Source organism: Pseudoroseomonas ludipueritiae (assembly GCF_014490445.1).
Lineage (GTDB): Bacteria > Pseudomonadota > Alphaproteobacteria > Acetobacterales > Acetobacteraceae > Pseudoroseomonas > Pseudoroseomonas ludipueritiae.
Genome location: NZ_JACTUZ010000116.1, coordinates 1 through 14,690, shown reverse-complemented (window position 1 = coordinate 14,690; position 14,690 = coordinate 1). Strand labels below are relative to the sequence as shown.

At 63.4% G+C, this 14,690-nt stretch carries 13 protein-coding genes; 4 read left to right on the top strand and 9 right to left on the bottom strand.

Annotated elements, in window-relative coordinates; genetic code table 11:
* Positions 1-199 precede the first annotated feature (199 nt).
* The 8 genes from IBL25_RS19200 to IBL25_RS19165 form a co-directional block, all read right to left on the bottom strand.
* Positions 200-922: an SDR family oxidoreductase gene (locus tag IBL25_RS19200; RefSeq protein WP_202986821.1), complete on the bottom strand. Its 723-nt coding sequence runs from the start codon at positions 920-922 to the stop codon at positions 200-202.
* A complete protein-coding gene (locus tag IBL25_RS19195; protein ID WP_202986820.1) occupies positions 919-1,872 on the bottom strand; it encodes a quinone oxidoreductase family protein in 954 nt (317 codons plus the stop codon). The genes IBL25_RS19200 and IBL25_RS19195 overlap by 4 nt, the downstream gene beginning before the upstream one ends.
* Positions 1,873-1,936: 64 nt before the next feature.
* The gene (locus IBL25_RS19190) at positions 1,937-2,503 is read right to left on the bottom strand and encodes a TetR/AcrR family transcriptional regulator (protein ID WP_187780124.1); all 567 of its coding nucleotides are present in this window, start codon (positions 2,501-2,503) and stop codon (positions 1,937-1,939) included.
* A gap of 106 nt (positions 2,504-2,609) precedes the next feature.
* On the bottom strand, positions 2,610-5,099 hold the full coding sequence (locus IBL25_RS19185; RefSeq protein WP_187780123.1) for a heavy metal translocating P-type ATPase: 2,490 nt from the start codon (positions 5,097-5,099) through the stop codon (positions 2,610-2,612).
* Between the two features lie 41 nt (positions 5,100-5,140).
* Entirely contained in the window at positions 5,141-6,907 is a 1,767-nt protein-coding gene (locus IBL25_RS19180) for an oleate hydratase (RefSeq protein ID WP_103096776.1), read from the bottom strand.
* A 27-nt stretch (positions 6,908-6,934) separates the two neighbouring features.
* Entirely contained in the window at positions 6,935-7,801 is an 867-nt protein-coding gene (locus IBL25_RS19175; protein ID WP_187780122.1) for a 3-hydroxyacyl-CoA dehydrogenase, read from the bottom strand.
* Complete coding sequence (locus tag IBL25_RS19170; protein WP_197426847.1) at positions 7,798-8,295, bottom strand: acyl-CoA thioesterase; 498 nt, start codon at positions 8,293-8,295, stop codon at positions 7,798-7,800. The genes IBL25_RS19175 and IBL25_RS19170 overlap by 4 nt, the downstream gene beginning before the upstream one ends.
* The gene (locus IBL25_RS19165) at positions 8,292-8,915 is read right to left on the bottom strand and encodes a TetR/AcrR family transcriptional regulator (protein WP_050746444.1); all 624 of its coding nucleotides are present in this window, start codon (positions 8,913-8,915) and stop codon (positions 8,292-8,294) included. The genes IBL25_RS19170 and IBL25_RS19165 overlap by 4 nt, the downstream gene beginning before the upstream one ends.
* A gap of 155 nt (positions 8,916-9,070) precedes the next feature.
* Between IBL25_RS19165 and IBL25_RS19160 the strand changes: the two genes are divergently transcribed.
* The 3 genes from IBL25_RS19160 to IBL25_RS19150 are packed head-to-tail and all read left to right on the top strand — an operon-like array spanning position 9,071 to position 12,188.
* On the top strand, positions 9,071-10,159 hold the full coding sequence (locus IBL25_RS19160) for a catalase family protein (protein ID WP_035219810.1): 1,089 nt from the start codon (positions 9,071-9,073) through the stop codon (positions 10,157-10,159).
* 40 nt (positions 10,160-10,199) lie between these two features.
* Complete coding sequence (locus tag IBL25_RS19155) at positions 10,200-10,811, top strand: hypothetical protein (RefSeq protein ID WP_187780121.1); 612 nt, start codon at positions 10,200-10,202, stop codon at positions 10,809-10,811.
* Between the two features lie 3 nt (positions 10,812-10,814).
* Complete coding sequence (locus tag IBL25_RS19150) at positions 10,815-12,188, top strand: Dyp-type peroxidase (protein ID WP_187780120.1); 1,374 nt, start codon at positions 10,815-10,817, stop codon at positions 12,186-12,188.
* 219 nt (positions 12,189-12,407) lie between these two features.
* On the opposite strand, the gene IBL25_RS19145 is transcribed toward IBL25_RS19150, so the two are convergent.
* A complete protein-coding gene (locus tag IBL25_RS19145) occupies positions 12,408-13,307 on the bottom strand; it encodes a LysR family transcriptional regulator (protein WP_187780119.1) in 900 nt (299 codons plus the stop codon).
* Between the two features lie 138 nt (positions 13,308-13,445).
* Here IBL25_RS19145 and IBL25_RS19140 point away from each other — a divergent pair, with 138 nt between their 5' ends.
* Complete coding sequence (locus IBL25_RS19140) at positions 13,446-14,219, top strand: SDR family oxidoreductase (RefSeq protein ID WP_187780118.1); 774 nt, start codon at positions 13,446-13,448, stop codon at positions 14,217-14,219.
* The last annotated feature ends 471 nt before the right edge of the window (positions 14,220-14,690 follow it).

Below are 14,690 nucleotides of genomic sequence, written 5' to 3'. Positions count from 1 at the left end.
CCGACTGAGGCTCCCCCGCAAGGCCCCGACCCAAAGGTCGGGGCCTTCACTTGAACTACATTTTCAAAGCAAGCGGGCGACCCCTTACCCAGTCGAAATCCAATAGAATTGAGAGACTGCACAGAACGGCAATCATGAGAAGAGCGCCTAGCAATTCTCGTCGTCATCGGCAGAAATGCAGTATGTTTCGTCGCGATCGCTAGAGCACGTACCCGCCATCGATCGTCAGACTTGCACCCGTCATGTAACCTGCCGCCGGGCCAGCCAGATAGGAAACGAGCGACGCGACCTCCTCTGCTTTGCCGACCCGTCCCAGCGGAATGAGGTCGCGCAGTCGCGGAACCATCGCAGCCGTCAGATCGGTTTCGATCGGTCCCGGCTGGATGTTGTTGGCCGTGATACGCCGGGGCGCGAGGTCGAGAGCGACGCCCTTGACCATGGTCGCGACGGCGGCCTTGGTCATGGCGTAGACGCTGCTGCCCTGCGAGCCGGTCCGAATAGCCGTGTTGCTGCCGATCGTGATCACGCGCCCGCTATCGCGCATCTGCGCTGTCGAAGCCTGGATGGCGAGGAAGACACCGCGTATGTTGACGTCGAGCATCAAGTCGAGATCCTCGAGCGTGAACGCCTCGATTGTCGCGCGGCGAAGGACGCCAGCATTGACGACCACGACGTCGAGCATGCCCAGCCGATCGACCGCATGCGCCACTGCGGCGGTGATAGCATCTGCATCAGCGCTATCAGCCTGGATCGCGATGGCGCTACGCCCCAGGCCATTGATCGCTTGGACAACCTCAGCGGCGCGATCAGGTTGCGAGACATAGGTCAGCGCCAGATCGAAACCATCTTCCGCGAGCCGGGTTGCGATGGCGGCGCCAATGCCACGCGATCCACCGAACACCATGGCGACCCGGGCGCTCATGGGATCAGCACCAGCTTTCCGGTGGTCCTGCGGCTTTCCATATCCGCATGCGCCTTCGCCGCATCCGCGAGGGCATATTCGCCGCCGATCCGGACCTTGAGCTTGCCGTCCGCGACCCACTGAAAGAGCTGCGCCGCATGCTTGCGAAGCAGGACCGGGGTATGCACGTGATCGAAGAAGACCGCGTAGCCGATCTTGATGCTCCTGGGCAGGCTCATGATATCGAGTGGCCCCGGACCGCCCAGCACCGGGCCATACCAGCAAAAGGTGCCAGAGCGGCGTAGAACGTCGAGCGACCCCTGAAACGTCGTCGGTCCCGATCCGTCATAGACGACATGGACGCCCTCTCCATCGGTCAGGCGCAGCGCCTCTTCGGCAAATCGCCCTTCCGTGTCGACAATGACATGGTCTGCGCCCACTTCCCGGGCGACGGCGACCTTGTCCTCAGATGAAACCCGACCGATCACCTGGCCGCCGCGCAACTTGATGATCTGGGTCAGGAGCAGGCCAAGACCTCCTGCCGCAGCGTGAACGAAGGCGATATCACCGGGCAGGACCGGATAGAAGTCGGTCGCGAAATGGCTGGCGGTCAGCCCCTGCATCATGATCGAGGCCGCCGTTCGATCGTCGACCGCATCGGGAACCGGCACCAGCGACGTTGCCGGGATCGCGATCCGCTCAGCATAACTGCCGGGCGCATAGACCCAGGCGACACGCTGGCCGGGCTGAACAGCCTCGACGCCTTCGCCGACTGCCAGAACTCGACCGACGCCTTCGACGCCCAGGATCTTGGGATTGGGCATGTCAGTCCAGGCAATCCCCTGACGCACGCCGATATCCATGAAGTTGACCCCGGCAACCGCGATCTCGACCAGCGCCTCGCCCGGCCCGGCGACAGGCTCCGGTCGCTCGATCTGCTCCAGCACCTCGCGGCCACCGGTCGCGGTCATCACTACTGCTCGCATGTCTTTCTCCTATCTTGAATGATCGTTCCGCAATCGGTCAAAAAAGGGGTCAGCGCAGCGCTCGCATGACCATCTCCTGCAGGGCAGCCAGGGTTGATCGGTCGGCGCCGCCACGCCCGGCGACGCGGATCCCGGCGATATTGGCGATCAGGAATTGCGCGAGAGCCTCGGGATCGAGGCTGGCTGCAACATCGCCCTCACGCTGCGCGTCGCGCATGCGGGCGACGATGGCCATGTGCAATGTCCTGCCCAGTGCTGCATGGATATCGACAAGGTCCGGCCGCGATGCGCCGAACTCGCAGGTCGAGCCGACGCCGAGACAGGGCGTGGCCGCTGTCTCCACGACGCGGCGCAGCATGGCCCCAATCCCGTCGATGGCGCGCGCGCCGCTGCGAAGCGCCTCGAAATGCGCCGCGCATTCGCCCATGCCGTAGCGCCGCACCGCCGCGCAATAGAGCTGCCACTTGTCGCCGAAGGCCGCGTAGAGGCTCTGCCGCCCGATGCCCATGGCGTCCACGAGCATCTGCGCGGAACTGCCTTCATATCCATGCTCGCTGAACACGGCGATCGCACCGTCCAGAGCAGCATCCGTATCGAATTCCCGAGGTCTTGCCATAAGCCATGTATAGCGATTCGGGAACGATCATTCAAGATTGCTGCTCGGTTTTCTACGGCTCCCTCAACGGGCGGCAGCGGCCGCGAGGTGGGGAATCGCCCGATCCTCAGATCTTCAAGGCGCGCAATCGCAGCGAATTGCCAATGACGCTGACGGACGACAGCGCCATCGCCGCCGCAGCGATGATCGGCGACAGCAGCAGTCCGAGCGTGGGATAGAGCGCCCCCGCCGCGATCGGCACACCTGCCGCATTGTAGATGAACGCGAAAGCGAGGTTCTGGCGGATATTGGCCATCGTCGCCTGCGACAGGCGTCGCGCGCGGACAATGCCGGTGAGATCGCCCTTGAGCAGCGTCACGCCCGCACTTTCGATCGCAACGTCGGTCCCCGATCCCATGGCGATACCAACATCGGCGGCGGCAAGCGCCGGCGCGTCATTTACGCCGTCACCCACCATCGCCACCACCTTGCCCTGCGCCTTCAGGCGCTCGACGACCGCGGCTTTCTGGTCCGGCAGCACATCGGCCTCGACCTCATCGATGCCGAGCTTTCTCGCAACGGCTTCGGCCGTGGTGCGATTGTCGCCGGTCAGCATGACGATGCGGATGCCTTCCGCATGCAGGGCCTTCAGTGCCTCAGGCGTGGTCGCCTTGATCGTGTCGGCGATGGCGAAGATGCCGCCGATGGCTTTATCGATGCCGATATAGATGGCGGTTGCGCCGTCGCGGCGTAGCTCATCGGCCTGTGCCGCGAGCGGCGCTGTATCAACCCCATGTTCGGCGAGGAAGGTGGTACTGCCGAGCACCACATGCCGGCCCTCGACACGACCGATCGCCCCCTTGCCGGTCGGCGAGTCGAAGTCGACGACATCGGGGATGGTGATCTTTCGCTCGTCGGCAGCCGCCACGATCGCCCGCGCAAGCGGATGCTCGGACGCCTTCTCCACGCCGGCTGCAAGCCGCAGGATGGTCTCCTCGACAAATCGCGGGGCCACGACGATCCGGGTCACCGCCGGCTTTCCTTGCGTAAGCGTCCCGGTCTTGTCGACCACCAGCGTGTCGACCTTCTCCATACGCTCCAGCGCCTCGGCGTTCTTGATCAGAACGCCGGCCGCCGCCCCCTTGCCGATACCGACCATGATCGACATCGGCGTCGCGAGCCCGAGCGCGCAGGGGCAGGCAATGATCAGCACGGAAACGGCCGCGATCAGGCCATGCGCCAGCCGCGGCTCCGGCCCCCATACACCCCAGGCCGCGAAGGCGAGCAGCGCGACGGCGATGACGACCGGCACGAACCAGCCCGACACCTGATCAGCCATGCGCTGGATCGGCGCGCGCGAGCGCTGGGCATCCGCGACCATCTGGACGATGCGGGCGAGCATGGTGTCGCGCCCGACTTTTTCAGCCCGGATGACGAGCGCGCCGGTCTGGTTCAGCGTACCTCCTACGACCGCTTCGCCGACTACGCGCGTTACCGGCATGGATTCGCCGGTCACCATCGATTCATCGATCGATGAGCGCCCCTGCTCGACCACGCCATCCACCGGCACCGTCTCACCGGGCCGGACCCTGAGCCGATCACTGATGCCAACGGCTTCGACCGAAATATCCTCTTCCGCGCCGTCTGCCCCGATCCGCCGGGCGGTCTTCGGTGCGAGATTGAGAAGCGCGCGGATCGCGCCGGACGTCTGTTCCCGGGCGCGCAGCTCCATCACCTGACCAAGCAGCACCAACACGGTGATGACGGCGGCCGCCTCATAATAGACCGCGACCGCGCCATCAGCGTCACGGAAAGCCTGCGGGAAGAGTTGCGGCGCGAATGTCGCGACGATGCTGTATCCCCAGGCGACGCCGGTCCCCATCGCGATCAGCGTGAACATGTTGAGGCTGCGGTTGACGATCGACGCCCAGCCACGCTCAAAGAACGGCCAGCCGGCCCACAGCACCACCGGCGTCGCCAGTGCAAACTGGATCCAGATCGAGATGTGCATCGGCACCAGATGGTGCAGCGCCGGGATCAGGTGGCCGCCCATCTCCAACAGGAACACGGGCAAGGCGAGCACGAGGCCGATCCAGAAGCGTCGGGTCATATCGACGAGTTCGGGGCTTGGTCCGGCATCCGCCGCCGCGATCAGCGGCTCGAGCGCCATGCCGCAGATCGGACAACTGCCCGGGGCGTCCCGGCGGATTTCCGGATGCATCGGGCATGTCCAGATCGTCCCATCCGTTGCGGTTGCCGTTACTGCCGCAAAGTGGTGATGCTCATGGGTAGCAGGTCTATGCGTGTGGCTATGGTGGGAATGATCGCCATGGGCGGCATCACCCTCATAGCGATGTGCAGCATGCGCTTCCAGTGCCGCATAATGCACGGGGTCGGCGTCGAACTTCGCCTTGCAGCCGGCCGAGCAGAAGACGTAGCGCTGGCCTTCATACTCGGCCTTGTGAGCCGCCCTGGCAGGATCGACCGCCATGCCGCAGACCGGGTCATGGGTGGGATGAGCGGACGACGTGTCGTCGTCCGGCTCATGATGGTGATGATGGCCGTGCGCCCCAGTCACCTCAGCGGCACTTTCGCTCTTCTGATCGTCTTCGGCCATTCATAACCTTCCACACGCCCCGCGGGCCTATTGGTTTGCCTTCACTCCTCGATCAGATGGAACTCTTCGAGCAGCTTGGCGATCTCGGTGCCTTCGAGCTTCTTCATCAGCAGCTTGCGCAGAAAGGCCGGTCCGGGAAGGTCGATACCCTTGCCGTCCCTCAGCGGACCGATCGCCGCCAACAGCGTACGGATGTCATAGGTCGAGTTGAAGACCTCCGGCACACCGCGCTCGACATTCATCAGCGTATAGACGGCCTCCATCGGGGTTCTCACCGAATATTCCGTGGTGAAGATGCAGTCCCGCTGCTTCGATTCCGCGAACTGGCCGATGAAGGCGAAGTTGACCGCGCCCTCCGGCACCACGTCCGGCCGGTCACCCGCCTGGCGCGGCATGAAGAAGGCGGTGATATAGGGCATCATCGTGGGCACGGTGCTGGCGCCGGAGGCTGCGAGTTCCGGAATGTCCTCGACCGGTACACCCAGGTGATAGAGCCATTCCTGGGTGATCTCCTCGCCGGTGCATTCCTGCATCGGCTTCTTCACATAGTCGCCTGGCTTGTCGACGAAGAGCGCATAGAACCAGGCGATCATCTGGTCCTTGGGCTGCTTCTTGAAATGCGGCTGGCGATGAACCGTCCAGCTCAGCAGCCACGCCGAGTCCTTCACCGTGACGATACCCGCTGAGACGATCTTGCCGGTGAAGGGGTTGCGCTTGGTGATCTTCTCGACATAGGCCGGAATACGGGCATCGAGGGCGGTAATCGATGCCGAGGCCCATTTCGTTTCCGGGATATGGCCCCCGAATACATCGGGGCGACCGAAGGCCGGATCCTTGGCAGCTATCCGCCGCCACAGGTCCCAGGCCGGCGCCGGTCCCTCGTTCAGTTTCGCTGGCGTCTTGTGGTCGCCATTGTCCGAGTTCTCGGTCAGCGACCCGATCGTGATGAAGACGAGATCGTCTGGCCCGAGATCGACGCCGCCTTCGACGCCGCGCTCTTTCCAGTGAATGCGGGTCGCTTGCTTGCGGCCGGGCTGGATGTCGAAATCGACATCGGTGACCTCGACGCCGTAGCGGAACGTGACGCCGTGATCGGTCAGCCACTTCACCAGCGGCAGGACCATCGATTCATACTGGTTGTAGCGGTTGAACTTGAGCGAGGAGAAGTCGGCGAGACTGCCGATATGATGGATGAAGCGGTGCAGGTAGAGCTTCATCTCCAGCGCGGAATGCCATTCCTCGAAGGCGAACATGGTGCGCCAGTAGAGCCAGAAATTGCTTTTGAGGAAGTCTTCGCCGAAGACCTCGTTGATACGCTTGTTCTCCATCTCCTCGCGCGTCGCGAGGAAGACCGAGAGCAGGTCCTTCTGGGCCTTGTCGTTTAGCGTCAACAGCGCTTTGTCGGGCACGTCCTGGCCCTGGTTCTGCGTCGTGCGCTGGAGCGAAAAGTTGGGATCGTCCTTGTTGAGCCGGTAGAACTCGTCGAGCACGCTGGCGTCCTCGATCTCCAGCGAGGGGATCGAGCGATAAAGGTCCCACAGGCACTCGAAATGTTCTTCCATTTCGCGGCCGCCGCGAATGACGAAGCCCTTTTCGGGCACGTCCAGACCATCGAGCGCGCCACCAGGGATTTCCAGCTCTTCAAGGATGGTGATGCGGTCGCCGGAAACGCCGCCGTCGCGGATCAGGAAGGCCGCGCCGGCAAGCCCCGCCAGCCCCGAACCGACAAACCAGGCCGTCTTCTTGTCGGCGCCCTCGGGCTTGCGGGGACGCACGAAGGCTTCATAGTTTCCGCTGCTATAGTGCATGGCGAACTCCTGTTCTTCTTGTTGGGATCAGTCTGCGGAGGGCTTGTAGCTGTAGAAGCCTTCGCCCGAGGCGATGCCGAGCCTGCCCTTGTCGATGTAGTTTTCCTTCAGCCAGGCGGCGAGCGACTGAGCATGCTCGTCGCCATGCGAGAGGATGTTGTAGGGGGTGTTCAATCCGATGATGTCGTAGATCTGGAACGGCCCCATCGGCGCGCCGGTGGCGATCCGCCAGACCTTGTCGACATCTTCCGGCTCGGCATAGCCGCCGGCCGCCAGATCGGCGGCCGCGTTCAGGAGCGGCACCAAAAGCGAATTGAGGACGTAACCCGCTTTCTCCTTGCGCACCGGGATCGGCACCATGCCGATGGCGGAGGCGAAGGCGATCAGGGCATCGAACATGGCCGGATCGGTGTCGTCCGTGCCCATCACCTCGGCGGTGTTGAACTTCCAGATGCTGTTGGCGAAGTGCAGCGCCAGAAACCGGTCCGGTCGGCCGGTGTAAGCCTTCAGGTCGCTCGGCAGCAGGGTCGAGCTATTGGTGGCGAAGATCGTCCTGTCCGGCGCGAGCCCCGCCAGTTTCTCGTAGAGCGCCTGCTTGATCGAAAGAACCTCCGGAACCGCCTCGATCACGAGGTCCGCGTCCGCGACGGCCGCGCCGAGATCGCTCAGCAGAGCGATCCGCTTGAGCGCCCCGGCCGCCTTGCCGCCAGCCGCGCCCGACACCTCGTTCGTGTAGGTTTCGACGAGCGCCGCCAGCCGTGCGCGCGCCTGTTCGAGCGCTTCCTCGCTGATGTCGTAGGCGACAACATCGAAGCCGCTATAGGCCGTCTGGAAGGCGATCTGGCTCCCGAGGACTCCCGTGCCGAGAACCGCCACTTTCCTGATATCGCTCATCCAATTTCCTTCTGCGCGGTATCGTCACTTAGAAACGGAGCCGCCACCTCCACCGGGACGCGGGCCAGCTTGCCGGTTTCCCGATCGACCAGGGCCCATTGGGTCAGCGAGGCGACGATCGTCCGGCCGTCTTCGGCATGGAATTCGACACATCGTGCATAGCGGGCACCCCGCGGCGCTCGGACGACCCAGGTGATCGCACTGACCTCGTCTCCCGCCCGGACATTGCCGCGATAGTCGACCTCATGGCGCAGCACGACCGCGACGAACCGGTCGCGATCCTGCGGCCGCGCGGCCGTCAGCCAATGCGCCACCGACGCATCCTGAATCCAGGTCACCCAGACCGCATTGTTGACATGGCCGAGTTCGTCGATGTCGGCGTCCCGGGCGCGGAAGCGGATATGGAAGCGCCGATGCTCATCCACCTCGCCGACGAGTGGGTGTCCGTGCTCATCGCAGCCGATGCGTCGACGATCTGACACGATCCCGCTCACGAATACGCCTGCTCCTCATGCGACGAACCCAGTCCTGCCATGGCGCGGAAGAAGCCGACGAGCATCTCGTCGCGCGGCATGGCGCCTTCGACATCGCCCTGCACCGCCAGTCCCATCCAGAGCGCGTAAAGACCGATACCGGTCTGCATCGGCGGCAAGGCCGGACGAAGTGCGAAGCGTTGCGTCAGATCGGCGACGAGCTCACCGAACATCCGATAGCAGGCCGCCTTGCCCTCCCGGTGCCGCTCGGCGAAAGCCGGATCGCGCCGGGCATGGAGCTGCAATTCGATCGAGAGCAGTGACCATTGTGCCTCGTCGGCCAACTTCGCGAGCCGCGCGGCCAGCACCTGCAGCGTCGCCTCGATATCGTCGCCGGAGCAGTGCGCGACCAGGTCGCGAAGCAGTGTGACCTCGTCCTGGATATGGCTTTGCAGGATCTCGACCAGCAGATCATCCTTGCTGGCGAAGTTCGAGTAGAAGGCGCCCTGCGAATGCCCTGCGGCGCTGCAGATGTTGCGAATCGACATGGCAGCGACCCCCTCCTCGATAATCGAGGAATGCGCGGCCGCGATCAGCCGGTCCCGCGTCTGGCGCTGCGTGTCCTTGCGCGTAAGCGGCATGGGTTCGTTCTCCAACCAACGGGCGAGACGTGCGAAACCTTTTCGGAGGTTCCGCGTTCTCAGTGAAACCAGATATCAACTGATATCCGAAATCAACGGCGATTTCGACCCGAAATCGTTCCTGGGCAACGAAATCTCAGTGTGAAGGAGCGCTCTTGGCTCAAACCTACATTGGCTATTCCCCGGACGTGGAGGTTCTCGGCGAGGACGAGGAGCGGCTGACCGCCGAGATCCTCGAGATCATGGCCACCACCAACCGGCGGGCCTTCGAGCGTCATCGCCACGCCGTGCGCGACGCCCATGCCAAAAGCCATGGGTTCCTGAAGGGCGAACTGATCGTTCACGAACTGCCCTCGCATCTGCGCCAGGGCTTGTTCGCCCGACCCGCCAACTATCCGGTGGTGATCCGCCTCTCTTCGGCGCCGGGCGACATCCACTCCGATACCATTCCCGCGCCGCGTGGCATGGCGATCAAGGTGATCGGTGTCGATGGCGAGCGGCTTCTCCCCGAAGACCAGGGCCACAACCAGGATTTCCTGCTCGTCAACATCCCGACCTTGAGCTTCGGCACGATCGGTAAATATCGCCAGCTCATCAGCCTTCTGGAGAAGAATGCCCAGAACCCGGCCTTTCTCCAGCGAGCGATGGCTGGGGTCGCGCGCGGCGTGGAGGCGGCAGTCGAAGCGGTCGGCGTCGAGCCCGGCGCCACGCTGCGCGGGCTCGCTCGCGACAATAACCATCTGCTGGGCGAAACCTATCATTCGATGGCGGCGATCCGCTTCGGCGACCATATCGCCAAGATCAGTGCCGCGCCGTTCTCCGACAACGTCCGTGCACTGACCGGCAAGGATGTCGGCGCGGTTGAGGATTCCACCATGCGCGATCTGGTGGTTGAACATTTCCGCGAGCAAGGCGCAGAGTATCAGCTCCGTGCTCAGCTCTGTGCCGATCTCGACAGGATGCCGGTCGAGGACGCCGCCGTGCTCTGGCCGGAAGACCTTTCGCCGCACCAGCCGATCGCGACCCTGCGCATCCCGCCACAGGAGGCCTATTCGCCGGCGCGGCGCGTCTACGGCGATGATGTGCTGTCGTTCAATCCCTGGCACGGCATCCGCGACCATCAGCCGCTCGGATCGATCATGCGCGTGCGCATCGCCGCCTATGAGCGATCCACCCGCTACCGCCATGAGATGAACGCCCAGCCTCGTGTCGAGCCGGCGAGCATCGACGTCATTCCGGACTGACGATCCGATCGTCAACCAAACTTACGAAAGGAGGCCAGCCATGGCCGAGACCGAAGAAACCCCGCAGATCGACGAGACCCGCCTTCAGGCTATCCGGCGCCGCATCGAGGAAGTGGTCGGCGATGCATCGCAACTCGCCAAGCTCGCGCTCGAGCAGATGGTGACGAAGCATAATCCCGACCTCAAGGGCACGGCCGGCTCGGCCGGTCGCGTCGGGGCGCAATCCGGCAATGTCTCCGAGCTCACCGCCATCGCCAACCTCAAGCCCGGCGGCGCGGACCGGCTGAAACGCATATTCGGGCTAGTGAACGGCAATTTCGACGGCGCGCAGAAAGTCGGCACGCTCCACAACATGCGGTTCGTCTTTTTCGACAACGACACCCGCATCCTGTTCGCCACCGCCTATGACGGCGACTGGGACACCTATATCAACGACTTCGCCACCAAGATTCCCGATCTGATGGACCTGCTTTTCGCCTCGGTCGAGGGCTGGCCGGGCATCGCCAGCCCGAAGGTCAAGGACTTCATCGCCGAGCATCAGATCACGGCCGCCGGCTGGTTCGTCGCCAACCCGCAGGTGACCGTCGTGGATGTGCGCCGGCTCCAGCGGCTCGAACATGCCGTCAACGAATTCCTGGACAAGGTGGGCTGAGCAATGGCGATCCTTCAGAAGCTGAAAGAGCGCTTCCGGCGCGACAGCGTCACGCTCGACCTGCACGACATTCAGGCGCTGATCCTGCGAAGCCGGCCCGAGCCTTATGTCGGCATCCACGCCATGCTCCATTTCGACGAGGCAGCGGGCGCGCGCGATCTTCTCGGCCGGCTTGCACCCCATATCGCATCGGCCGACAACTGGAGCGAGGATCTCGATTTCTGGATCGGAGCCGCGCTCAGTTACGAGGGACTGAAGGCGCTCGGCGTTCCCGACGCCCAGCTCAAGACCTTTCCGCTCCCGTTCCAGCAGGGCATGGCCGCACGCGCGGAGCAGCTTCGCGACTTCGGACCCAACGCGCCTGAAAACTGGGAAGAGGTATTCAAGCCGGGCAACTGCCATCTCGCGCTGACCATCTATGCCGTCGATGATGCCGCGCTCGACAAGGCACTGGCGATGGCGCGCACCGAACTCGACCGGAGCAGCGGCGTGACCCTGCTCGGCGAGCATCGTTTCGGCGCGCCGGATGGTGCGAAAAACCCGTTCGGATTCCGCGATTCGATCTCCCAGCCCGCCGTTGAAGGCAGCGGCGTTGATCCGCTGCCAGGCGAGGAGCGGCCGATCAAGGCCGGCGAATTCATCCTTGGATACGAGAGCGAGAACGGCCAGCCGCTCGGCATGCCCGAGCCTGCGGCTCTCGGAAGGAACGGCACCTTCGTCGTAATGCGCAAGTATAACAGCCGGGTCGGTTGCTTCAACGCCCTCCTCAAGGCCCATGGCGAGACGCCGGAGGAACGCGAGCTATTAGCCGCCAAGATGTTCGGTCGCTGGCGTTCCGGCGCGCCCTTGACGCTGTCGCCCGATCACGACGATCCCGACCTCGGCGCGGATCCGCAGCGCAACAATGACTTCAATTTCAAGGATGATCCCAAGGGCCGCGTCGTGCCCCTCGGCTGTCACATGCGACGGCTCAATCCCCGCGATTCCGAGTTGACGCTGCTCACCGACGTCAACATCCACCGCATCATTCGCCGTTCCTCGACCTTCGGGCCGGTTTATTCCGAGGATGTGGGGCCTGAGGACGATGCCAACGGCGATCGCGGCCTGTTCTTCATCTTCATCAGCGCGCGTGCCTACGACACGATCGAGTTCATGCAGCAGGAGTGGATCAACCGAGGCAATTTCGTCGATCTCGGCGAAGAGCGCGATCCGATCGTTGGCCTGCATGAGGATGACGGCCGGTTCACGATCCCGCAGGCGCCTGCGCGCAAGCGCATCGACGGTGTGCAAACCTTCAACGTGATGAAGGGCGGCGAATATCTGTTCATGCCGAGCTTGTCGGCGATCCAATGGTTGGCGGCCGGGAGCTGGACGTAGGAACGCGCTCTTCCTTCGTTGGTCGTTGTGAAGGCCAATATTCAGTTCGTCAGGATCGCTGCGTCCGTCGTCGCCATGATCAGCGTCAGTCCGATCTGGGCTCAGGGGTAAATCCTGATGGCTGGAAAAATCACTTCGAGCGTCGCATTGACAAGGACGCATCGCTCATCGAGGCAGTATGAGCAAACGCGTTGCGCTGCCCGGGCCGCTCTTTGGTCTTTACAGGAGCCCGCCCTTCAACAGCGTCTCAAGCCAATCGGCGAATACCTGCAGCCGGCGCGAAAGGTGCTGCCGGTGCGGATAGAGTAAGGTCATGGGCATGGGTTCTGCCCGATGGCGGGGCATCACCTCGACCAGCTCTCCCGCCTCCAGGTGCCCTTTGACGTCATAAGCCGGGATCTGGATCAGTCCGAGGCCTGCAAGACAGCAGGCGATATAGGCTTCAGCGCTGTTGACGGTCACGCGGCCCTGCAACGGCGTTCGATGCAGTGCTCCATGCTCGACCCATTCCCAATCCTCGACCCTTCCGCTGGATGGCGAAGCGTAATTGACCGCTCGATGATCGCCGAGATCATCGGGTGTGCGCGGCGTTCCATGACGCGCCAGATAGGCGGGGCTGGCGACGTTGAGCAGCGGCAACTCGCCGATCGCCCGCGCGATCAGGCCTGAATCACTGAGCGGACCCACGCGCAGCACACAGTCGATGCTGTCTTCGACGAGGTTCACCGCGCGGTCGGTGACACCCAGGTCGATATCGATCTCGGGAAATTTGTCGAGGAAGTCAGGGAGTGCCGGCGCGATGATCAGACGTCCGACCCGGCCCGGGACATCGATCCGCAGCTTGCCGGATGGCCGCGCCGCCGACTGACGGAACAGATTTTCCGTATCCTCGACGTCGGCGATGACCCGCTGGCAGCGCTCATAAAAGGCGATGCCGTCCTGTGTCGGGGAGACCTTGCGGGTCGTTCGGTGTAGCAGCCGCGCCCCAACCCGTCCCTCCAGCTCCTGAACAGCCGCCGAAACAGAAGACCGTGGGACGCCCAGCGTGTCGGCCGCGCGGGTAAAGCTCGCGCATTCAACGACACGGGCAAAGATACGGAAAAGATCAACGCGGTCCAAACAGTCAGAACTCCAATTGGACGGGATTTATGACAAGTGATGTCAGAATGATCGGCTTTATCGGCAAATCCTAGACGATATGGTGCCCTAACGAAAGCGGTCGCCGGTGCGATCGCGCCCGGTAAAGGAGGCCGCCCCATGACCGATCACAGCATCAAAGGCAAAACCGTCATCATCGCCGGAGGGGCGAAGAACCTCGGCGGACTGATCGCCCGCGATCTCGCCGCCCATGGCGCGAAAGCCATTGCGATCCACTACAACAGCGCCGCCAGCAAGGCGGATGCCGATGCGACCGTTGCCGCCGTCAAGGCTGCGGGCGCGGAAGCGGTGGCCTTCCAGGCCGACCTGACCAGCGCCGGGGCCGTCGAGAAACTGTTCGCCGATGCTGTCGCCGCCATCGGCCGTCCGGACATCGCCATCAACACCGTCGGCAAGGTGCTGAAGAAGCCCATCGTCGAGATCAGCGAGGCCGAATATGACGGGATGAGCGCCGTCAACTCCAAGACGGCCTTCTTCTTCATCAAGGAAGCCGGCAAGCACCTGAACGACAACGGCAAGCTGGTGACGGTCGTCACCTCTTTGCTCGGCGCCTTCACGCCCTTCTATTCTAGCTATGCCGGCACCAAGGCTCCGGTCGAACACTTTACCCGCGCAGCCTCCAAGGAGTTCGGCGAGCGTGGCATCTCAGTGACGGCAATTGGTCCAGGTCCGATGGATACGCCGTTCTTCTATCCGGCCGAAGGCGCCAATGCCGTCGCCTACCATAAGACCGCCGCAGCTCTGTCGGGATACTCGAAGACCGGCCTCACCGACATTGAGGACATCGTCCCGTATATTCGCTTCATGGTCTCTGACGGCTGGTGGATGACGGGCCAGACGATTCTCGTCAATGGCGGCTACACCACGAAATAGAGTCCTATGTAGTTCTCGATTACCTCCCTGAAGCGCCGTATGGGCAGAGCCATGTCTTGGCGGGGCACCGGACATTCGGCGCGGCGATCTCTTTCAGGGCGACGGGAGGTCAGGAGGCAGCAACGTTGGCTTGGCGGGAGGAGACGAAGCCGCTGAACCCTGCCGTGGCGCCGGCTTTTCGGTGCGGGAGGGCACCATTTTCTCCGTTGTCTGACCGTGCCTCGACCGCTCCAAACGGTCTCTCCAATGGCCTGATCTGGCCGAAGACCGGCTTCGCCTCGATCGCCTATGCCGCAACAGCCGCGTCAAACTTTCTTCCCCTGCCGGCTGCGCCGTCATTCCGCGCGCAACAAAAAAGCCCTCCTTGGCTGTCCAGCCCCATCCTCACCCCAGCGCGCAACCGCGCCGGGGACCCCGAGCAAGGGGTGCGCCGTCGATCGCCTCCGGCCTGCCGATCGCCATCGAGACCGC

Excerpts from the sequence above, each read along its gene's own strand:
- IBL25_RS19200 (WP_202986821.1), bottom strand. The coding sequence starts at position 922 with ATGAGCGCCCGGGTCGCCATGGTGTTCGGTGGATCGCGTGGCATTGGC.
- IBL25_RS19195 (WP_202986820.1), bottom strand. The coding sequence starts at position 1,872 with ATGACCGCGACCGGTGGCCGCGAGGTGCTGGAGCAGATCGAGCGACCG.
- IBL25_RS19190 (WP_187780124.1), bottom strand. The coding sequence starts at position 2,503 with ATGGCAAGACCTCGGGAATTCGATACGGATGCTGCTCTGGACGGTGCG.
- IBL25_RS19185 (WP_187780123.1), bottom strand. The coding sequence starts at position 5,099 with ATGGCCGAAGACGATCAGAAGAGCGAAAGTGCCGCTGAGGTGACTGGG.
- IBL25_RS19180 (WP_103096776.1), bottom strand. The coding sequence starts at position 6,907 with ATGCACTATAGCAGCGGAAACTATGAAGCCTTCGTGCGTCCCCGCAAG.
- IBL25_RS19175 (WP_187780122.1), bottom strand. The coding sequence starts at position 7,801 with ATGAGCGATATCAGGAAAGTGGCGGTTCTCGGCACGGGAGTCCTCGGG.
- IBL25_RS19165 (WP_050746444.1), bottom strand. The coding sequence starts at position 8,915 with ATGCCGCTTACGCGCAAGGACACGCAGCGCCAGACGCGGGACCGGCTG.
- IBL25_RS19155 (WP_187780121.1), top strand. The coding sequence starts at position 10,200 with ATGGCCGAGACCGAAGAAACCCCGCAGATCGACGAGACCCGCCTTCAG.
- IBL25_RS19150 (WP_187780120.1), top strand. The coding sequence starts at position 10,815 with ATGGCGATCCTTCAGAAGCTGAAAGAGCGCTTCCGGCGCGACAGCGTC.
- IBL25_RS19140 (WP_187780118.1), top strand. The coding sequence starts at position 13,446 with ATGACCGATCACAGCATCAAAGGCAAAACCGTCATCATCGCCGGAGGG.